The organism is Longispora sp. NPDC051575 (assembly GCF_040681875.1).
Lineage (GTDB): Bacteria > Actinomycetota > Actinomycetes > Mycobacteriales > Micromonosporaceae > Longispora.
Map to the genome: position 1 here is coordinate 132,560 of NZ_JBFAZP010000009.1, position 21,615 is coordinate 154,174.

A 21,615-nucleotide genomic window follows, 5' to 3' on the forward strand; every position below is an offset into this window, starting at 1 on the left:
GCGAATCAGGAGGACGACGGGAGTGTCGGGATTGCGCGTGGACATCGCCGGACTCGATCGTGCGTGGGGCGACCTCTGGCAGGGCAGTCCGCCCGTCGCTCGGCTACTACGTGGCCGGTTCCCTGAACGGCACGTCCGGTTCCATACGCTTCCCGGGGGAACGCGCTACGCCAGCTCACCGGCCGAGGGGGCCGAGATTCTGCGACGGCACCACGAGATTCTTGGCGAGCTGGTCGGGCCCGAGCGATCGAATGAGCGACTGGTGGCAGTCACCTGCTCCTGGTCAGCGACTTCCGAGGTGACTCCGCGCGACATCGGGGTCGCCGCCATCATGCCCGAGGCGACGCACTGGCGCAGCGATGATCGGGCCACAGAACCAGGATTCCATTCGTGGCAGCACCATTTCGCTTCCGAGGTGCGCCTGGGATCGCCTGCGCTCGATGAGCTCCTGGAGTGCGTCGCCAACGACGGGACCGACGAGGTCACTCTGACTGACAGCAGCTGCGCGTGGGTTTACCACCCCTATGACGGTGGAATCGACCTCTTCACACGCAGCACTGGTGTGCGTGACCGGCTGATGATCGCTTATGCGGAGTGGCTGCCGGGCGCTGTTTGAGGAACCTGACCTCGATCCGGGCGTTTCAGTGCCGAGCATCGATCCTCGACGACACACGCACGCGCTCCTGCTCCTGCTCCTGCTCCTGCTCCGACGACGATCCGGCCTGGACTCGTGGCCGGCCTTGAGTGCCCGCCGGCTCAGCTTAGGGATCCGGGCGTGCCGACGGACGGACACGCCTGTGGCGTGTCCGTCCGCATGCCGCTCAAGTCAGCCGGCGATGACCACCTGGTGGGAGGCCTCGTAGCGGGCCTCGTCGAACTGGGCCTGGGCCGCTGCCCGGTAGCTGGCCGCGTTCGCCGGGTCGGCCTGAGCGCGCTTCAGGAGCACCAGGCCGTCCACGATGTCCTCGCCGGAAGCGGTCAACCACGGCTGACGGGTACTGTCCGCCACCACCCGCGGCGTCGCCGCCCCGAGCGTGGTGACCGCCCGGTCGAAGGCTGCCGTGGCGGCGGCCTGGTAGCGGGCCTTCTTCACCGGGTCGGCCGTCATCGCGGCCTCTCCCGTGAAGCCGATCCCGTCGGCGGTGTTGCGGACCAAGGCGTCGCCGTCGACCGGGAGGTCGGTGTCGAGCTGGACGGTGTGCTCCTGGTTCGGGTACTGCGGGGCGGTGATCACCGGGAAGGCGACCCAGCAGTACTTGTGCGGGGTGCCGTCCTTGTCCCAGTAGGTCCAGCAGAAGACGAGCAGCGGGTTGACTCCGCTGGTGCCGCCGGCGACGGCCGGGCTGGGGGCGAGGGCCACGCCGGCCATCGAGGCCAGCAGGGCGACCATGACGATGAGGCGCTGGGTGAGCTTCATGGATTCCTCCGTGAGAAGTTGTTGGAATCAGCTTCCGGACGGGGGTTCCGGTGGGCTCTCGGTCAGGTCAGGGTGGGGTGTCGTGGGGGCGACAGGTGGTCACGGAGGTTCCTCGCGGTCTAGGCGACACGGGTGGCCCGGGACTCGGCGGCCCAGCGGGCCTGGACAGCGCGGGCCGCTCAGACGACGGCAGCTCGCCAACTCTGGTGGCCACCTGGCCGACGTCCCCCTGACTGTCCAACCGAAACGGGCTGGGCCGGCGCTCGCCTGGCCCTGATGGCTGATACTGGGCAGGTGCCAGTCGTGGAAGCCACGGTCGTCGTTCCGGTACCGCCGGAGCTGGCCTTCGCCGTGTCCCAGACCACGGCACCGGTGCGCTACCGCTGGGACCGGTTCATCAGCGAGCAGCACTTCCTCGACGGGGCGACGCATCCCGACAAAGGAGTGCGGACGTTCACCCGGTCACGGCTGGGCGCGTCGATGGTCAGCGAGTACGTGTCCTACCAGCCGCCGAGCCACGTGGGCATGAAGATGGTCCGGGGTCCGTGGTTCTTCGAGGTCTTCGCAGGTGGTTGGCGGTTCACCGCAGCCGAGGAGCCGGGGCACACCCTGGCCACATGGCGCTACAACTTCCGGTGCCACCCGAAGTTCGTCAGGCCTGTCGCGGAGTGGATCGGGTCGTGGCTACTGGGGCGGGAGATCCGCCGCCGCATCGCCGGCTACGCGCTCGGCTGCACAGATCCGGTGGTACTCGCAGCAGCCGGCAAGGCCCTCAGGCCGAGCTAGTAGAGGTGCCACACATGAGGCAGCCCTAGGTTCCGCCATCTCCCCGCCAGCGACCCAGCTCCACGGTCGACCCGACCACCTGCCGCCGTAGGACTCGAAGGCCTGACCTCAAAAGCGCGTAGCCCTACCGCCCTTTGCATCAATGAGATACGGTTAGCGTGCCACGCTAACGCACCCTGAGATGGTAGGGCTACCGATGAAAGAACTTGTCCTGTCCGTGTGGTCATCGTCGACCACGAACGGCCGCCGCAATCTCCAGCACGGTATCGACACCCAGACTTGGGGTTTTAATCATGACGATCCGGACTACGCTCAGGACATCCGGTGGATGCTGTTCGGCTTCGGACACAGCGGAGGCAGTCCGCGGATGAAGTCCGGCCCCTGGCAGACGGGGAGACTCAGCATCGGCCTCTGCCAGGTGACAGTCCCGCGCTACGTCGGCAAAGCTCCTCATTGGCCAGACGAACTGCACAGCGGCGAGATCATCTACCCGTACCGATTCGGAATCACTCCAGTCGCCTCGCTGGACGATGTCTCAGCGTCCCAGGACGACGTTCTCGGCAGCCTCGCGGAGAACCTTCGCCTTGCGGCCACTGGCAACCGCGGCATCCTGGCAGTGGGCGACCTCGAGCTGCTGCTCGACAAAATGAACGTGCCGTACGACGGCGACTACCAGCCAGACCTCAGCCAGACCCTCGGCATTCTCCCGCCCTCACCGGCACCGCGTAACCGCCGCGGGGCAGGGCGGTCAAACGACCCGGAGTTGCGGTCGACCATCGAGAAGCACGCGGTGCAGCTGGCCATCACCCACATGCGCTCTCAGGGATGGCACAACGTGGTCGAACTCGGCAAGCCCTACGACCTGGTGTGCACCAACTCCAGCGGGCAGGAGAAGCACGTGGAGGTCAAGGGGACCAGTGGCGCTGGCGCCGACGTCGAATACACCCCCAACGAGGTTCGACATTTCCGAAACTGCCCGGACGGCGCCGACCTGATCGTGGTCAACGACATCCGGGTCGATCGCAGCGCCCGTCCGTACACGGCTAGCGGTGGCAAGCTCCGCCATTTCCCGAGCTACAGGGCTCCGGCAGAGGATCTCCAGGCCACGGGTTGGCTCGGTCGAGTCCCGAGCTCCTGGAAGTAGTACTTCCACGGTCCTCACCCGCCGCGTGCGTCGGGCGAGGACCTACCTGTCGCGCGAGCCAACAGCAGAGTCAACATGACGCTGGGTGACCGCATTTGACCAAGGCGTATCAGCCAAACGGCTGGCTCCGGGGCAGGCCAGCCCTCAGTATGCTCAATGAGCCGTTGGGGGACGCCAGGCACACAAAGCCACCCTTTGGGGATACTCCATCGGGTCAGCGACCGCCAGGCCCGCCCGATAGAATCCGATTCGGCCCGGCCGGAAAACTCTCGTACTGAGGAGTAATGCATTCATGTTGGAAGGGCGCTGGAAAACCGTCACCCCTTCCCAGTTCGAACACGAGCGCGAGGCGCTGAGCTACCTCCAGCAGCTCCTGCCGGACGCCGAGCCCTACCGCGCCTGGTCCAACTTCACGTTCACGGCGGACACCGGACACGTCTACGAGGTCGACCTGCTGGTCGCGACCCGCAGCGGGCTCTACCTGATCGAGATCAAGAGCTATTCGGGCGCACTGACCGCCTCGGGCTCCAATTGGATCTACTCCGCGCACGGCAAGACCCGGGTGTTCGACAATCCGCTCCACCTGGCCGACGCGAAAGCCAAAAGGCTCAAGTCGCTGCTGCAACGGTCAAAAAAAGACTCGAGGCTGCCGGTACCGTTCATACAGCCTGTGGTTTTTCTGTCGAAACCCGGTATGCAGGTCGACCTGCCAGATCACCAACTTCACTGGGTGTACGGCACCGCGCAGGGTCTACCTGACATCAGCACGGTCTTCGGCGAGGCACCGCGGAGCGAGAAACAGCGAGTCACACCCGAGATCTCCCGCAAGCTGCCCGACTGGTTGAAGGCGGCGGGTATCGCGAGAAGCCGCAAGCACTACCAGGTTGGGCTGTGGAACCTGGAGCGAGTTCCCCTCGACTCCGGCCCGACCTGGCAGGACCACAGGGCCACGCACCGCGAGCTGGAAAACGAGCACCGACGAATCCGGCTGTACCTGGTAGAGCACGGGATCGCCGCAGCCGACCGCGACGTGGTCGAGCGCGCCGCCCAGCGGGAGATGCGCGCGCTCAAGGGCATCAGCCACCCGAACATCGTCCAGGTGCTCGACTACGCCTCCCATGAGGTCGGCCCCGCGCTGATCTTCCAGTACCGGCCGGAGTCCATGCGGCTGGACCACTACATGGTGCAGTACGGTGCGCTGCTGGATGTCGATACCCGGCTCGAGCTGATCCGCCAGCTCGCCGAGGCGGTCAAGTACGCGCACAGCCGGCAGCTGAGGCACCAGGCGCTGTCCGCCCGGAGCGTTCTGGTCGAGCCGACCCGTCGAAGAGGGGCGGCCGAGGACGGCTGGCTCAGCCCGGTGCTCCGGATCAGCGACTGGCAGACCGCCACCCGCGGTGCGGCCACCGGGTCGAACCGGAACACCTCGAACACGGATGCCCCGATCGTCCTCCGCACCCCGCACATGGACGATCACCTCGACGTGTCGGGACACGTGTACCTGGCACCCGAACTCAAGACGGCCGACTGTGACCCCGTCGCCCTCGACGTGTTCGGGCTGGGCACCCTGTCGTACCTGATCCTGACCGGCAAGCCGCCCGCCGGGAGCAGGGCGGAACTCGTCCAGCGGCTCGGCCAGGAGCAGGGACTGAGACCGTCCGCCCTGGTGGACTCGATCTCCTCCTCGATGGATGTGCTCGTCCAGGCCGCCACGGCACCGTCACCCCTGCAGCGCCTCGCCACCGTGGACGAGTTCCTCGATCTCCTGACCATGGTCGAGGACGAGTTGACGGCGCCGTCGGTCCAACCTTCCGTGGTCGAACCCGACCCGCTGGTCGCGGTCCCGGACGACGTGATCGGCGAGTGGCGGATCGTCAAGCGGTTGGGAACCGGCTCGACGTGTCGGGCGTACCTCGCCGAGCACCTGGAGAGCCGCGCCCAGCACGTCCTCAAGGTGGGCCTGTCCGACGACAAGACCCCGCGCCTCCAGCACGAGGCGTCAGTGCTGCGCGATCTCAAGGACTCACGGGTCATCGGTCTCGCCCGCACGGAACCGATCAGGCTCGGCGACCGGGAGGTGCTCGTCCTGGAGCACGCGGGTGACACCACCGTCGCCCGCAAGCTCCGTGAGGACGGCCGCCTGACGATCGACGACCTGGAGCGGTACAGCGGGGACCTGTTCGAGGCCCTCGACTACCTGGAGGGCATGGCGGTCACCCACCGGGACCTCAAGCCCGAGAACATCGCGATCAAGGTGCGGAAGAACCGGACCCGGCAACTCGTCGTGTTCGACTTCTCCCTGGCCAACAGCCCGGTGACGGAGATCGCCGCCGGAACACCCCGCTACCTGGACCCCTTTCTGGGTACGAGCGACCGACAGCGGTACGACAGCGCGGCCGAGTGGTACGCGCTGGCTGTGACCCTGCACGAGATGGCCTCGGCCGAGCTTCCGGTCTGGGGCGACGGCGCGACCGAGCCCCAGCTCACCGAGGGCCCACCGGTACTCGCCGTCGAGGCGTTCGACGAGGCGTTGCGCCCAGGGTTGACGAAGTTCTTCACGCGCGCTCTGCACCGGGACGCCTCCGCGCGGTACCCGTCGCTGAAAGAGTTGCGGAATGCCTGGCAGCAGGTGTTCCGGGCCGCCGACGCGACCCCGCCGTCCGTGCACCCGGAGCCCGTCGAGGACACCCCGGAGGAACGCGCCTGGATCGAGGCGGAACTCGACAAGCAGGCGGCTGCCGCCACCCGGGAGACGCCTCTCGTCCGCTCCGGGTTGAGTCAGCGAGCTCTCGATGCGGCGCTGCGGCTCAACGCGCACACGGTCGGCGACCTGCTTCCGCTGAGCTCCAGGGTCACGGTCCAGGCTGGGACGGGGGCGAACACCCGGAAGGAACTGCTCCGCAGGATCGGCGAGTGGCGGTCGCGGCTCGACGAGGTGGAGAAGCTCACCCCGGTCGTCCCCGCCGTCGGGCCGGAGAAGGCCAGTCTCGACGCGATCGTCGCCGAGCTGCTGCCCAAGCCCCGCCGTGGCAGCAACGGCAACGCCAGCGAGATCGAGGCGACCCGACTGCTCCTCGGTCTGCCCGACGCGGACGGGCACCTTCCCGCGCTGTCGGCGTGGCCCCAGCAGCCTGCGGTGGCCGCCGCGCTCGGCGTCACCCCGGGGCGGATCGCCCAGATCCTGACCAAGCAGCGAAAGCGCTGGCACGCCAACACGCTGCTCAAGGACGGCCTGCGCGCAGAGGTCATCGAACTTCTGGCCGACGCCGGCCGGGTCAGCAGAGTCCTCGACCTCGCCAAGGTGTTGCCGCCCCGGCGCGGATCGGTGCACACCGACGAGCGGCTCCGGACCGCGCTCGGCCTGGCCGCCCTGCGGGCCGTCTACGAACTCGACGCGCTGTCCGACGATCCGCGGTTCAAGCTGAAGAGGTACAGCGACGGCCGGCCGATGATCCTCGCTCTGGAGGTCGGGCCCAACGACGGACCGGACACGCCGGCCGGACCCGCCCTGGTCGACTATGTCGACAAGCTGGGCCAGGTCGCCGACCGGCTCGTCCGGCAGGAGTCGCTGCCCAGCCCGGCCACCGTGCTGACCGCCCTGGCCGTGGTGCCGAACACCTGCGGCGTCGACGACCGGCAGATGGTGCAGTTCTCCGCGCTCGCCTCGGCAACGGCCGCCGTGTCCCCCCGACTGGAGCTGTATCCGAGGGACCTGCCGCCCGAACGGGCACTGCGCCTGGCCCAGGCCGGAACACTGCCCTCCAAGAATCAGCTGTTGACCAGGGAACTGATCAGCCAGCGCGTCCAGGCCCGGTTCCCCGAGCTGCCCGAGTTGCCCAAGCACCGCAAACTGCTAGCCGCACTGCAGGCCGCCGGTTTCAGCACGCTGCGCGACTACGATCCCGCGACGGACTCCTACATCGCGGCTCCCGCGCACAACTCGAGCTCCGCGCCCGCCCGGCGTCTCCGGCACCACACGGTCACCACCCGCAACCGGATTGACGACACCCCCGAACGTGCCGAGGCCAACCGGACTGAGGAACGCCTCCTGGCCGCAGAGGGCGGCGGATTCCGCGCTCTGACGGTACGGCTGTCCGACGGCGCCGTCGCGTTGACCGAACTCGATCGGTTCGGGATCCGGCCGGTGAGCGTGGCCACCTTGTTCATGGCGGAGCTGCACGGGCTGGTCGACGAGCGCCCGAAGCCCACCTGGGAGACCGTGCTCAACGCCGACGTGCCCGGCTCCGGTGAGGAGAAGCCACTCGTCCGGCTGACCGGCGAGGCGTGGCGGCGGGTACTCCCCGCGCTGCAGAACACCCTGGGAGACGGCCCGGGACCGGTATTGCTGCACGACGCCGGGGTCCTCGCCAAGTACGAGGCGATGGGTCTCCTGCACGACCTGGTCGAAGCCGCACGGGCCGGGGCGGGCGCCCTGTGGGTGCTCTGTCCCGCCGACGACCCGACCCTGGCGCCTCGGCTCGACGGCACGATCGTGCCGGCCATGGAGAACGAGCGCATCGTCCTCACCAACAGCTGGATCGACAACACCCACCGGAGCGCCGCGTGATCGACCGCAAAGCCCTGCTGAACGATCTGAAGAAGCAGGTGTCCGCGTTGGAGAAGGACCTGGTCACACAGGTTCCTGCCAACCTGGAGGAAGAGTACCAGCGGGCGTTCAAGCTGGGGCGGACCGCCTCGACGTGGGCCGCTTGGCGGGACGAGCGGGTCACACAGGCAGCCGTGGCGTGGGTGCTCGGTAGCGTGTTCGTGCGGTTCTGTGAGGACAACCTGCTGCTGGAGCAGCCGTTCCTGGCCGGGCAGGGTGATCGGCTGGTGCTGGCGCAGGAGGCGGAGCAGCGGTACTTCGAGGAGCGGCCGACCGACACGCTGCCCGAGTGGTTGTTGAAGGCGTTCGACACGATCGGGGAGAGCCAGGCCGGGCGGCTGCTGTTCGACCAGAAGCACAATGCGGCGTACCAGATCCGGGTCAGTCACTCGGGGGCGCAGGGGCTGATCGCGTTCTGGCGGCGGCAGGACGCTTCCGGGTTGGTGCACGACTTCACGGATCCGGAGTGGGACACCCGGTTCCTCGGCGACCTGTATCAGGATCTGTCCGAGGCCGCGCGGAAGACGTATGCGCTGCTGCAGACTCCAGAGTTCGTCGAGGAGTTCATCCTCGATCTGACGCTGACCCCAGCAATCAACGAGTTCGGCCACGACGTGGTCAGGATGATCGACCCGACGTGCGGCTCGGGCCACTTCGTCCTCGGCGCGTTCCATCGGTTGTTGAAGGTGTGGGAGGACGAGGCCCCGACCCGCGACCGCCACGAACTGGTCAACCTGGCCCTGAACGCGGTCCACGGCGTCGACATCAACCCCTTCGCGATCGCCATCGCCCGCTTCCGCCTCCTAATCGCCGCCATGAAAGCGTCTGGCTACGAGAACCTACGCCGTATCCGAGGCGTCCGGTTCGCCTTGAACCTCGCCATCGGCGACTCTCTAATCAAACACCGCCAGATGGAACTTGTAAAACAGGATGGGACAATTTCCGAGGCAGGCATCGCAGAATTTTCCTACTCCACCGAGGACGTTCACGAATTTCCAAGCATCCTCGACCCAGGCCGCTATCATGCAGTGGTAGGCAATCCGCCGTATGTAACAGTAAAAGACAAGAGCCTCAAAAAGCTTTATCGGACTCTATACGATTCATGCACCGGCATTTACGCATTGTCGGTTCCATTCGCGCAACGTTTCTTCGAGCTCGCCACGCGGGAAGACGCGTATGGAAGAAATTCTGGATTCGTGGGTCAGATTACAGCCAATTCTTTCATGAAAAGAGAATTCGGCAAACTCGTAATCGAGAAATATTTTGCCCACAGAGTTGACCTGACCCATATCCTCGATACATCGGGCGCATTTATTCCAAGCCATGGCACTCCGACGGTCATCCTGATCGGGCGCCACAGGGTGCGCAATCGAGGAAGCGGGATCCGAGTGCTGCTTAGCGTCAGCGGCGAACCGAATGAACCCGTGAATCCGAGCCAAGGGTTGGTTTGGCAAGCCATCGTGCGCCAAGTCAACCAACCTGACTCTGAGAGCGCATGGATTAGCTCAGCAGACCTACCGCGCGAGCACTACAGCACACACCCATGGAATCTCGGGGGCGGTGGCGCCAATGCCCTATTTAGTGAGATTGAGGGACGGCAAGCCGGTCGCCTTAATGGGCGAATTGCACGTGCTGGGTTCTACGGAGATTCTCATGCGGATGAGCTCTTCACCCTGCCCAACGAAGGAAGATTCGCTCGACATCACGCAAGTCTACTCGCCACAAGATCCAGCCGTGGCGATCAGGTTCGAGATTGGCATTCTCAAGGCTTCGACCTCACAGTGATGCCTTACTCATTGGACAAGCGTGCCTTAGATGAGCTGTCTCTACCCGACCAATTCAAGTCGCACTTCTGGCCTTGGAGGTCAACCCTTTGGGCTCGAACTATCGGGTCAGGACAGACGTACAGCATCGCTGGCAAGAAATGGTGGGAGTGGCACCAACTCCCAAGAGATGAACCAATGCACCCATGGTCCATTGCATTCAGCGAGATTACAACACACAATCACTTCATACTCAGTCGAGACGAAGCAGTCTTCAATAGAACCGCACCGATATTGAAGCTGCCATCCGATTCAGTTGAAGACGATCACCTTCAAATCCTGGGCCTCTTGAATAGCTCGCTGGCATGTTTCTGGCTGAAGCAAATGTGTCAAGACAAGGGAAATCGGGGCGGAGAACGGTCGACCGCTCGCTACGAGTGGGAGCATTACTACCAGTTCAACAGCACAAACGTCAGCAAGCTCCCACTACCAAAAGAATATCCGCTGGAACTGAGTCGCAGAATCGACTCTTTTGCAATCCAATCTGCGGCCGCCAGCCCTGAACTTGTCGTTTCAACAGCCACCCCGTCGATAGCACGGGTCCAGAAAGCTCGCACTGAATGGCACTCAACTAGAGCGCAGATGATCGCCAGCCAGGAAGAATTAGACTGGAAAGTTTATTACTTGTATGGCCTGACTCCGGAGGACCTCACAATAGTCGAATTTCCGGAAGTGCAGCTTGGGCAACGCGCATTCGAGATCGTTCTCGCTAGAATGGAATCAGAAATCGAATGGTTTGAGCGGCATGGGTCCACGCCAATCACCGAGCTGCCTGAGCACTGGCCCGCCGCGTACAAAGAAATGGTTTTGAAGCGGATTGAGGTTATCGAAAGTAACCGGAACATCGCGCTGATCGAGCGGCCCGAGTGCAAGCGGCGCTGGGCTACCGAGGGCTTCGACAAGATGCTCGATACCGCGCTGCGCAACTGGCTGCTCGACCGTGCCGAGGCCCGCGAGCTGTGGTTCGGGCTCGACGAGGACGGCATCGAGCAGCCGAAGATCCAGACTACGTTCGAGCTGGCGGACAAGCTGCGTCGTGACCCCGAGTTCGTGTCGGTCGCCGAGCTTTACGACCCAGGCAAGGATCTCGACAAGCTGGTCGCCGACCTGGTCGAGGACCAGCACGTGCCGTTCCTCGCCCCGTTGCGCTACACCGCAGCCGGCATGGAGAAGCGCCGGGGCTGGGAGCACGTCTGGGACCTGCAGCGCTCAGAGGACGCCGCGCCCGACGAGCCCGCGAAGAAGAAGATTCGGGACACGATCCCGGTGCCGGAGAAGTACAAGCCGACGGACTTCCGTAAGACCAGTTTCTGGCAGCAGCGCGGCAAGCTCGACGTACCCAAAGAGCGGTTTATCTCTTATCCGCACGCCGGCCGCACCGGTGACCCGGCCCTCCTGCTCGGCTGGGCCGGTTGGGACCACCGCGAGCAGGCCCAGGCCCTAGTGACGCTCGCCGCCCACAGGGTCAGCGAGGACGGCTGGTCCGGTGAAATGATGATCCCGCTGCTCGCCGGCCTGCGGGAGCTGCTCCCGTGGCTGCGGCAGTGGCACGGCACGTTCGATCCCCTGCTGGGCTACAACCCGGCCGACGTGTACACGAGTTTCTACACCGGCGAGACCCAGCAGCAGCACATCACCGAGGACGCCCTCACCTCGTGGCAGCCGCCGTCGGCAGCCCGGGGTCGTCGCAGGAAGGACGCGTGACCGTGAGCCAGGCGCCGCTGCTCCGCGAGTTCATCGACATTCCGGAGCACACCAGCGACAGCGATCTCGTCCTGCAGCTCGCGCAGGGGGTCAGTGACCCGGACGCCGCGCTCCGGGATTATGTGATCACCAACCGGCTGCACAAGAACTTCGACGAGGCGCTGCAGGTGATCTCGTCGTCAGTCGCGGCGGGCGAAGCGAAGGCCGCTTATCTGCACGGCTCGTTCGGCGCCGGTAAGTCGCACTTCATGGCGGTGCTGCACGCGTTGCTGGAGGGCCGGGAGGCCGCGCGGAAGCGGGAAGAGTTCGCCCCGCTGCTGCAGAAGTACGACTCGACGCTGCGGGACAAGAAGTTCCTCCTCGTTCCGTACTACATGATGGGCGCCAAGTCGATCGAGCAGAAGGTGCTCGGCGGCTACCTGCGGCTCGTCCAGGAGAAGTTCCCGGACGCCGTCCTGCCCGCCGTGCACCGCAACGACGCGCTGTTCAAGCAGGCTGCCGAGATTCGGGCCCGGGTCGGTGACGAGCAGTTCCTGGCCGCGATGCCCGGGGAGAACGACTGGGGCGACACGGCGTGGACCACGGAGGCTCTGGACTCCGCGCTGGCCGCCAAGCACGACAGTGAGGAGCGCAACCGGCTCGCCGACGCGCTCACGAAGAGCCCGTGGGGCAGCAGTTTCCTGGCGTACGCGGCGGAGAACGCCGACTCGTTCATCTCCCTCGACGAGGGCCTGACCGTCATCGCGGAGCACGCCAAGGGGCTCGGCTTCGACGGCCTGATCCTGTTCCTCGACGAACTGCTGCTCTGGCTCGCCAACCACAGCGGGGACCCCGCCTTCGTCGCCAGCCAGCTGCACAAGATCACGAACTTCGTGGAGAGTGGCAACGCCAGCCGTCCGCTGCCCATCATCAGTTTCATCGCGCGGCAGCGCGACCTGCGGGACTTCTTCAGCGACGCGATGACCGGCGGCAACGACCAGCGGATCCAGCAGACCCTGGACCTGGCCAAGGCGCGCTTCGACATCATCACGCTCGAGGACCAGAACCTGCCGGAGATCACCCGGCAGCGGCTTCTCAAGCCGGTCAGCCCCGAGGCGGCCGCGCGGATCGACGAGGCGTTCACCCGGACCAACAACCTCCGGCCCGCGGTCAAGGACGTGCTGCTCGGCTCGGACAAGGGCGTCGCGTCGACCGTGGACGACTTCCGGGCGGCGTACCCGTTCACGCCTGCTTTCCTTTCCACCCTGGTCTATGTCGCCGGGGCCCTGCAGCGCACCCGGACCGGGCTCAAGCTGATGCGGTCACTGCTGGTCAAGCGCCGGGACGACCTGCGGCTGGGCGAGATCATCCCGCTCGGTGACCTGTACACGGTGCTGACCGACGGGGACGACCGGCCCTTCACGACACAGTTGAAGGACCAGTTCAACGCCGCCGACAAGTTGTACCGCGATCACCTCAAGCCGCACCTGCGCGACGAGTACGACCTCACCGATGACGAGATCGAGGGCGCCCGGCACGGCCGGGTGTCCGACGACCCCGCGACCCAGGGCCGGATCCGGGCGTTCATGGGTGACGACCGGCTGATCAAGACTCTGCTCCTGCAGGCGCTCGCGCCCAATGTGCCGGCGCTCTACGGGCTCACGGCCAGCCGGCTCGCCGCGCTCAACCACGGCAGCATCGTCGACCCGACCAAGCAGATGGCCACCCGGATCGTCGCCGACAAGGTGGAGGCGTGGGCCTCGAAATTCCCCGAGATCCGGTTCGTTGAGGGCGACGATCCGGGCGTTTCCCTGGAACTGGCCGGCGTCGACGTGGAGAGTGTGCTCACCAATGTGCCGCCGTCGGCGCACGATCCCGGTGAGCAGAAGGCCATCGTCAAGCGGCTCCTGTGGGCGGAGCTGGGCATCACCCCGACCGAAGCCTACGAGGACGAGAAAACCATCGTCTGGCGAGGCAGCAGCCGCAAGGTCGGCGTGCTGTTCCGCAATGTTCGTGACCAGGCAGACCTTCGCGACGACGAGTTCGCCCCGCTGGTGGAGACCGGCTGGCGGCTGATCATCGACTACCCGTTCGACGAGGGCACGATCGGGCCGGTCGAGGACCGCAACCGGGTCGAGGCGCTGCGGACGACGCGGCCGTCGAACACCGTGTGCTGGGTACCCGCGCAGTTGTCCAACCAGCGGCGGGCGGACCTGCGCCGGCTGGCCCGGATCGAGTACGCGGTCAACGACAAGCGGTACGCGACGCTGGCCAGCCACCTCAACCGGGATGACCGCGAGCAGGCCAAGGTGATGCTCGAGCGGCAGGCCGAGACGCTCCGACAGCGGCTCCGTGGGGTGCTGCGCGCCGCCTACGGGCTCGCGGAGAAGAAGACCAACGACATCAGCGGGGTGTACGACGACCACGTGCTCACCCTGCGGACCGGGCTGAGCCCGACACTCCCGCAGGCGGCCAAGTTCCCGGACGCGCTGAAGAGCATCGTGCACCAGGTGCTGGGGTGGCAGTACCCGGACCATCCCAACCTGGACACCAGCGGCGGTCGGGAGCTGCCGGTCAAGCCGGGGGACGCCGCCACCGTGCTGCGCTACGCCCGGGAAGCCATCGTGAACGGCCGACGGGTCATCATCGAGAACAAGGACCAGTCGACGGTCAAGACCCTCGCCGAGGGGCTCAAGCTCGGCGAGATGCCGCTGGAGGCCCTGGTCCTCGGCGACTACTGGATCCAGCACTTCCGGGGTCTCGGACTCGGTGCGGAGCTGCAGGTTTCCGACCTGCTCCACGAGTTGGGGCCCCGCAGCAGGCGCGGGCTCGACCCCCTCATGGCCAACCTGGTGGTCGTCACGTTCGCCGAGCAGCACAACTACTCGTTCCACACCCACGGCGCCCGGACCGATGTCGCCCAGGTGGACGCGGTTCGACCCGAAATGGTGCTCCGCCTGCTGCCGTTGCCGAACGCCGGGCACTGGGCCACCGCAGGTGACCGTGCCGCGAAGCTGTTCGGCATCAACCAGCCGCCGGTGCTCAGCGCCCGCCTGGTCAGCAGCTTCGTCCGCGAGCTCTCGCAGAAGGCCGCTGAACTCCGGCACAGCACCCACCCGCTGCTCCTGCAACTGGAAGTTCACAAGACCCACCTGGGTCTCGACCACGGCGAAGGTCGGTTGCACACCGCGCAGGCGGCCGTCGACCTCCTCGACGGTCTGGGTTCGCGGAACTCCGAGATCGATGTCATCGAGCATTTCGCCCAGACCGACCTGGGCTGCCCGCCCGAGTGGCTGGCAAAGAGCATGTCCTCGGCCCCGGGGCTGATCACCGCAATGGAGTCCATGGACTGGAACGCCCTCGACCTGATCGTCGGGGCGCCCGGATCCGACGCGATCTTCGACCGGCTCCGCGCCGCGGCACGCGCCGACGAGAAGGTGACGCAGCTCGTGCCCGCGCTACACAAGGCGCGCGACGAGGCTCGGGCGCTGGCCAGATCCCTGGTGAAAACGACTCCCCCGCCGCCTGTGGATCCATTGCCGCCGCTGCCGCCCGTCCCGCCCGGAGTGGTGGTGACCGAGGGCAGTCGGGCCGTCGACGCGGCCGGCCTGAGCGCGGTATTGGACGAGCTACGCGCGATAGCGGAGGAGAAGCCGGGGGCACGGTTCGACATCACGTGGCGGGTGCAGTCATGAGCAGCGCGGCCCCGCTTGTATCGAGGGAGACCCTGGCGCTGGAGGTCCGCCGCCGGCTCAAGAACCACGCCGGCGGCGCGGTCCTCGCCTTCCGGGCCGCCCCGTCGTGGCCTGCCGACCTGACGCTCGCGCTGGAGGATGGGAGAGTTGCCCGGGTGGCGCCCTGCCGTTCCACGCTGGCGTTCTGGGACCAGGTGGTCGGGCACAGCGGCGACGAGGTGCTGGTCGTGCTCACGGACCGTACGCGGGCGGAACTCGGCGACGGGCTGATCAGCCGGATCCACCGCCAGGAACTCTTCCCCATCGACCCGTGGCAGGCCGTGGTCGAGGTCTTCGGCATGACCCGCCCCGAACAGGACCTGGTGAACCTCGGTGACTGGGCCGCCGAGTCGCTCATCGCCGCACAGCCCGCCTCGGGCTGGCCGAAGCTGCCGGGAACCGTGTTGACGCGTTCGGTGGCACTACGCCAGCTCGCCGGGGTTCGGTTCTCCATCGCCGCGCAGAACATCGATGCGGACGCGCTCCTCACCTGGAGCTCCCAGCCGAGTCAGGTGGCCGCGTTCCTGGCTCTCGGGGACGCTGAACGCGCCGGTCTCGGGACCTGGCTGACCGGGGAGTTCGGTCCTGCTGTCCGGCCGCTGTTCAGCCTGGTCGAGGCCGGACACGCGGCACAGGTACTCGCGCTGGGACTAAGTGGCGCCGCACTGGCCGCTGTCGGCGACGACCGGGCCCAAGGCCGGTACGAGCAATTCACGCGTGATCTCGACGAGCCCACGCTCACCGCGTTCTGGGCACTGGTCCGGGCGCACGTCGACAGGCTCCTGGACAGCAAGGTCCCGGCGGAACTTCTGCGGGGACGCGCCGCGCTCGACGGCGCCGAGAACCTCCTGCTCGGCACGTTCAAGTCGCCCTCAGCGGCCGAGCTCAGCGACCTGCTGCCCGCAGGACTGGAGGCCAGGATCGCTGCTGTGGGCGCGGCTCTGACCACGAAGAGCCTGGATCCAGAGCAGGCATTGTTGGCGCTGGAGGCTCATCGGCTCGCGGATCGCGACCCCGGCCGGGTTCAGCGTGCCCGGATGGCGGTCCGGCTCCAGCGGTGGACCCTCCTCGATGAGGATGGACCCACGGACGTCGGGAACGGAATCCGCCGCCAGGTCTCGGACTGGGGCTGGGTCGACCGGGCACTCGCTCAGGTGTGGGCCGGCGCGAACACCCAGCCGGCGTTGCAGGCCGCGTACAAGGACGTCTATCAGCGGGCGTCCGCGCGACGGCGGCAACTCGACAAGGTGTTCGCTGACCGCCTGTCCGCCAGTGGAGGCGTCGGAGCCGCTCTCGCCGTCGAGGACCTGCTGTCGACCGTCATCACACCTCTGCGCCGCGGCCCGGCGCCCCTGCTCGTCGTACTCGACGGCATGAGTGCCGCAGTTGCTGTGGAACTCGCGGAGGAACTCCGCCCCGAGGAGTGGGTGGAATACGACCCGCTGGGCGGCACCGGTCCCGCTTCTCGGCGGGGAATCCTCGCCGCGTTGCCCACCGTGACCTCGGTGTCCCGCGCGTCGCTCTTCGCCGGAGAGTTGTGCGTCGGCAACGACTCCACGGAGAGGAAGGCCTTCACGAAGAGGTACCCCAAAGCCGCGCTCTTCCACAAAGGAAGCCTGTACGGCGAAGCCGGCGAGATGTTCGACAGCGACCTGCGCGAGGCACTGGACGACTCGGGCAAGCTTGTCGCCGTCGTCATCAACACGGTCGACGACGCGCTCGACCGTGGCCGGGAAGGGGCGGATCCCAGTTGGAAGCTCGCGCACTTCGGTTTGTTGCACACCCTGTTGCAGCAGGCTCGCCGGCACCAGCGCCCCGTGGTAATCACCAGCGATCACGGCCATATTCTGCAGCGTGAAGGCCGGATGCTGGCGGCCGCCGACAGTGCGTCCGCGCGCCACCGGACCGGCTCCGAGCCGCCCGCAGACGGCGAGGTGGAATTGGCAGGTACGCGCGTCATGGCACCAGGCAACCGGGTGGTCGCGCTGTGGGATCCTGAGCTGCGTTACAAGAAGCGTAAGGCCGGCTATCACGGCGGTGCTTCGCTCGCCGAGGTGACGATTCCGCTGTTGGCCCTCATGCCCGCCGGAGTCGACGCGCCCACGGACTGGGTGGCGCTCGATGTGCAACCGCCCGTGTGGTGGTCCGGGCCCGGTGCCACGCGCGTCGCGGCAACGGCTCAGCAGCCGGTCACTCCCTCCGTCCAGCCCGCTCCGGAGCCGCAGAGCGTCCGTACCCCGCTGCTCCTGGGCACGTTGCTGTCCTCCGAGCTCTTCCAGGCCCTGACCGCACAGCTTCCCCGTGGCCTGACCGAGCAGCAGCTCCATGCCGCGCTGTCGGCGCTTCTAGAGGCCGGGGGTGTGCTGCCCGCAGTTGTCGCCGCTCAGCGCGCGGGAGTCGCCGCGAGTCGTGCCGGCGGGCTGCTGACCATGGTCCAGCGGGTCATGAACGTCGACGGCTATCCGGTGCTGGAGATCATCGACAACGGCCGGACCGCCAGCCTCAACCGTCAACAGCTCATCGAACAGTTCGGACTCTCGGAGTGACCCCTCAGGTCCCGCACCACCCCGCACCGGCACGTCGCGGCCGGATCGGGCGGCCGGACCTGCCACAGCAGTACGACGACGGCGGTCTAGTCGACGTCAACCACCTGCCCACCCACATCCTCACGTCCGAGTCGGGGCTGCATCCCGACACGGCGGAGTTGATCATCCGTCAGCGGACCGAGTTCGGTGGTCCCAGCACCCCGGACGAACTCATCGTGCACACCGGCCTGGCTCCAGCGAAGATCGAGATGATTCGTGATCGGCTGATCTTCCAGCCGCTGGACGCACGACCTCCGCTCCCGACATCCGCTAGGGCACACGGGTTCGGGACCACGCTGCAAGGTCTGCTCAGTGTCGAGGGCAACCCCGTAGTGTCGAGGACAGACAACGGGCGCGCCGTCCGGCTCGACGTCGCGCTCCTGCGCGAACAGTTCCAGATCTAGGGAGGCGACGTGACCGTTCAAGTCAGCCCCGTCCGGCGCCGCCAGGTCATCGACGCCCTGCGCCGAGGTGCGGTGCCTGAGGCCGGCCTCGACCTCTTCGCCGTGGGCCTCGGCCGGTTCAGTTCCGCGATCGACGAGGATCTCCGGGCCGTCGCGGCCGGAGACGCCGTGTTCAAGGCGGTCCGGGGCGAGTACGGATCAGGAAAGACGTTCTTCGCCCGTTGGCTGGCAGAGCGGGCCAAGAGCGCGAACCTGGCCACCGCCGAGGTCCAGATCTCCGAGAACGAAACCCCCCTGCACCGGCTTGAGACCGTGTACCGACGGCTGACGGAAAGGCTCACCACGAGCTCGTTCCCACCGAGCGCGCTGCGGCAGATCGTCGACACCTGGTTCTACACACTCGAGCACGACGCGCTGCAGGCCGAACCCGAGCTCGACGGTCCCGCCCTCGACAAGGCGGTGGAGTCCCTGCTCGCAGAGCGCCTCGCCGAGGTCAGCCGGTCCGCGCCCACCTTCGCAACCGCGTTGCGCGGCTACCGGACGGCCGTGGCCGAAGCCGAGCCCGGCGTCGCCGAGTCGATCCTGGCGTGGTTGGGCGGCCAACCACACGTCGCCGCGAGCGCTCGCAGGGTCGCCGGCGTCAAGGGTGACATCGACACCCGGGCAGCCTGGAGCTTCCTGCAGGGCCTGCTCACCGTGCTCAGGGACTGTGGTCATCCGGGGCTGCTCCTGGTCCTCGACGAGGTGGAGACCCTGCAGAGGGTGCGCTCCGACGCCCGGGACAAGGCACTCAACGCGCTCCGGCAACTCATCGACGAGGTGCACTCGGGCCGTTTCCCCGGGCTTTACTTGGTGATCACCGGCACCCCCGCTTTTTACGACGGTCAGCAGGGCGTACAGCGGCTCGCTCCGCTCGCCCAGAGGCTGGCGACGGACTTCTCGGCCGAGCCCCGGTTCGACAATCCGCGGGCAGTGCAAATCAGGTTGCCGAGCTTCTCCGTCGACTCCCTGACCGAACTCGGCGGCAAGGTGCGGGACCTCTACGCTGCCGGTTCCCCCGCGTCGGCCCGCCTGCACTCGCTGGTCGACGACCAGTACCTCACCGACCTCGCCCGGTCCGTAGCCGGTCGGTTGGGCGGCAAGGTGGGTGTCGCACCCCGGCTGTTCCTGAAGAAGTTGGTGGCCAGCGTTCTTGATCCGGTCGAGCTGCACCCCGACTTCGATCCCCGCCGACACTTCGAGCTGACGGTATCCAGCAGCGAACTGACCGAGGTCGAACGGAACGCGGCCAGCTCTGACGACATCGCCCTCGACCTGTGAGCGTCGACGACCTGCACCCAGTGGTGCTGCACCACATCGTCAACACCTTGAACTGGCCCGGGCTCAGGCCGCTCCAGGAACAGGCGATTCCACCGGTACTGGCGGGCGAGGACGCGCTCCTGCTCGCACCGACGGCGGGCGGCAAGACCGAGGCTGCCATGTTCCCGCTGCTCACCAGGATGGAGACCTCCCGGTGGCAGGGAACCTCGGTGTTGTACGTGTGTCCGTTGAAAGCGTTGCTCAACAACCTGCTCCCCCGACTTGAGCGCTACACGGACTGGTTGGGCCGCCGCGCGGCCGTCTGGCACGGCGACGTCACCGCCTCCGCCCGGCAGCGCATCCTGCGTGATCGCCCGGATGTGCTACTCACGACGCCGGAGTCGCTCGAGGCGATGCTGGTCAGTGCGAAGACCGACCACCGAGCCTTCTTCTCCGGACTACAGGCCATCGTCGTGGACGAGGTGCACGCTTTCGCCGGTGACGACCGGGGCTGGCACCTCCTCGCCGTCCTCGAACGCCTGACCCACCTCATCGGTCGGCCGGTGCAACGGATCGGGCTCTCCGCCACGGTAGGCAACCCCGCGGAGCTGCTGCACTGGCTGCAGGGTTCCGGCCGGGGGGTCCGAGCTGCGACGGTCATCGCCCCGGACGTCGCCGTTATCACCCCCGGCGAGCCGCCGCCGGGAGACATCGAACTTGACTATGTCGGCTCCGTGAGCAACGCGGCGAAGGTGATCGCAGCCCTGCACCAGGGCGAGAAACGCCTGGTGTTCTGCGACTCCCGGCAACTGGTCGAGGAGCTGGGTGCGGCCCTGCGCGCCAAGGGCGTCACCACATTCCTGTCACACGCGTCGCTCGCCTATGAAGAACGGCGCCGGTCAGAGCAGGCGTTCGCTGAGGCCAAGGACTGCGTGGTCGTGTCCACGAGCACCCTAGAGCTGGGGATAGACGTCGGCGACCTCGACCGGGTCATCCAGCTCGACGCACCCACCCGGGTCGCGTCGTTCCTGCAGCGCCTGGGACGTACGGGACGCCGGCCCGGGAGTACCCGGAATTGTCTGTTCCTGGCTCTTGACAGTCATGGGCTCCTGAGGGCTGCAGGGTTGTTGGCGTTGTGGGGGCGGCACTGGGTCGAACCCGTGACCGCGCCCCCGGAACCCCGGCACATCGTCGCGCAACAGATGCTCGCGCTCTGCCTCCAGGAGGGACGGGTCGGAGACAAACTGTGGGGCGAGTGGTGGAACGGTCTCGATCCGTTCGGCACCGCTGCCGCCCCAATTGTGAGGAATCTAGTCGATGCCGGGTATCTGGACCAGGATGCGGGCATGCTCTTCATCGGCCCGGAGGCCGAGCGGCGATTCGGGCACCGGCACTTCATGAACATGACCGCAGTGTTCACAGCGGCGCCTGAGTTCACGGTGCTGACGGGGCGGACCGAGATCGGCCGGACCTCTCCGGAGCTGCTCACCGAGGAGGTCAAGGGACCGCGTCTGCTGCTGCTAGCCGGGCACAGCTGGCGGGTGACCTTCATCGACTGGACCCGACGGCGGTGCTTCGTCGAGCCCGCCGACCGGGGCGGCAAGGCCAGGTGGACCGGCATGGGCGGCTTGGGACTCTCGTTCTCCCTGGCTCGGGCCATGCGGGATGTGCTTCTCGGCGAGGATCCCCCGGTGCGGATGACCAAACGGGCGGTGGACAAGCTCGCCGAGATCCGCGACGAGGGTATGGACAAGGCTCATCCTGGCGGGAATCTCGTCATTCGGGAGTCCAACGAGGATGTTCAGTGGTGGACGTGGGCCGGCTATCGCGCCAATGCGACGCTGATCGCGACGCTCGGGGACCTGGCTGATCCGATGCAGCGTTTCGATGAGTTCGCCGTGCGGTTGCGCGAGGATCTCACTGTTGAGATGTGGAAGGAAGCTACGGCTGACCTGGCGGACCGCGTGTGTCTCCCGGACGTGAGCCCCAAGGCTGTGGCAGGGCTCAAGTTCAGCGCCGCGCTTCCTGAAAGATTGGCAATCGCAACGCTGGCTGCTCGAATGGCGGATACGGACGGCGCGCTCGTCGTGATTGCGGAGGACACGCGATTCACGATCCGCTGAGTGTTCTCAGC

General features: G+C 66.7%; 11 protein-coding genes. 10 read left to right on the forward strand and 1 reads right to left on the reverse strand.

The genetic code is table 11. From position 1 onward, the window contains the following. Positions 1–37: 37 nt before the first annotated feature. Entirely contained in the window at positions 38–616 is a 579-nt protein-coding gene (locus AB0M43_RS27650; RefSeq protein WP_363728698.1) for a hypothetical protein, read from the forward strand. Between the two features lie 210 nt (positions 617–826). Here the strand turns inward: AB0M43_RS27650 and AB0M43_RS27655 are convergent, their stop codons facing one another. Beyond that, positions 827–1,417 (reverse strand): hypothetical protein, encoded by a 591-nt coding sequence (locus tag AB0M43_RS27655; protein WP_363728699.1) that lies wholly within the window; start codon positions 1,415–1,417, stop codon positions 827–829. 294 nt (positions 1,418–1,711) lie between these two features. Between AB0M43_RS27655 and AB0M43_RS27660 the strand changes: the two genes are divergently transcribed. The 9 genes from AB0M43_RS27660 (at position 1,712) to AB0M43_RS27700 (ending at position 21,604) form a co-directional block, all read left to right on the forward strand. After that, positions 1,712–2,203: an SRPBCC family protein gene (locus AB0M43_RS27660; protein ID WP_363728700.1), complete on the forward strand. Its 492-nt coding sequence runs from the start codon at positions 1,712–1,714 to the stop codon at positions 2,201–2,203. 196 nt (positions 2,204–2,399) lie between these two features. Further along, a complete protein-coding gene (locus tag AB0M43_RS27665; RefSeq protein WP_363728701.1) occupies positions 2,400–3,347 on the forward strand; it encodes a DUF3883 domain-containing protein in 948 nt (315 codons plus the stop codon). A 292-nt stretch (positions 3,348–3,639) separates the two neighbouring features. Continuing rightward, positions 3,640–7,914, forward strand: coding sequence for a BREX system serine/threonine kinase PglW (gene pglW, locus AB0M43_RS27670; RefSeq protein ID WP_363728702.1), 4,275 nt, complete (start codon positions 3,640–3,642; stop codon positions 7,912–7,914). Beyond that, positions 7,911–11,480: a BREX-2 system adenine-specific DNA-methyltransferase PglX gene (gene pglX, locus AB0M43_RS27675; RefSeq protein ID WP_363728703.1), complete on the forward strand. Its 3,570-nt coding sequence runs from the start codon at positions 7,911–7,913 to the stop codon at positions 11,478–11,480. The genes pglW and pglX overlap by 4 nt, the downstream gene beginning before the upstream one ends. Next, entirely contained in the window at positions 11,477–15,154 is a 3,678-nt protein-coding gene (locus AB0M43_RS27680; protein WP_363728704.1) for a hypothetical protein, read from the forward strand. Before pglX ends, AB0M43_RS27680 begins: the two co-directional genes overlap by 4 nt. Then, on the forward strand, positions 15,151–17,739 hold the full coding sequence (gene pglZ, locus AB0M43_RS27685; RefSeq protein ID WP_363728705.1) for a BREX-2 system phosphatase PglZ: 2,589 nt from the start codon (positions 15,151–15,153) through the stop codon (positions 17,737–17,739). The genes AB0M43_RS27680 and pglZ overlap by 4 nt, the downstream gene beginning before the upstream one ends. Continuing rightward, complete coding sequence (locus tag AB0M43_RS27690) at positions 17,736–18,182, forward strand: hypothetical protein (RefSeq protein ID WP_363728706.1); 447 nt, start codon at positions 17,736–17,738, stop codon at positions 18,180–18,182. The genes pglZ and AB0M43_RS27690 overlap by 4 nt, the downstream gene beginning before the upstream one ends. Before the next feature lie 9 nt (positions 18,183–18,191). After that, entirely contained in the window at positions 18,192–19,502 is a 1,311-nt protein-coding gene (brxD, locus tag AB0M43_RS27695) for a BREX system ATP-binding protein BrxD (protein ID WP_363728707.1), read from the forward strand. Further along, positions 19,499–21,604, forward strand: a complete 2,106-nt coding sequence (locus tag AB0M43_RS27700) for a DEAD/DEAH box helicase (protein ID WP_363728708.1) — start codon at positions 19,499–19,501, stop codon at positions 21,602–21,604. Before brxD ends, AB0M43_RS27700 begins: the two co-directional genes overlap by 4 nt. Positions 21,605–21,615 lie beyond the last annotated feature (11 nt).

Coding starts and splice junctions, on each gene's coding strand:
- AB0M43_RS27655 (WP_363728699.1), bottom strand. CDS start 1,417: ATGAAGCTCACCCAGCGCCTCATCGTCATGGTCGCCCTGCTGGCCTCG.
- AB0M43_RS27665 (WP_363728701.1), top strand. CDS start 2,400: ATGAAAGAACTTGTCCTGTCCGTGTGGTCATCGTCGACCACGAACGGC.
- pglW (WP_363728702.1), top strand. CDS start 3,640: ATGTTGGAAGGGCGCTGGAAAACCGTCACCCCTTCCCAGTTCGAACAC.
- pglZ (WP_363728705.1), top strand. CDS start 15,151: ATGAGCAGCGCGGCCCCGCTTGTATCGAGGGAGACCCTGGCGCTGGAG.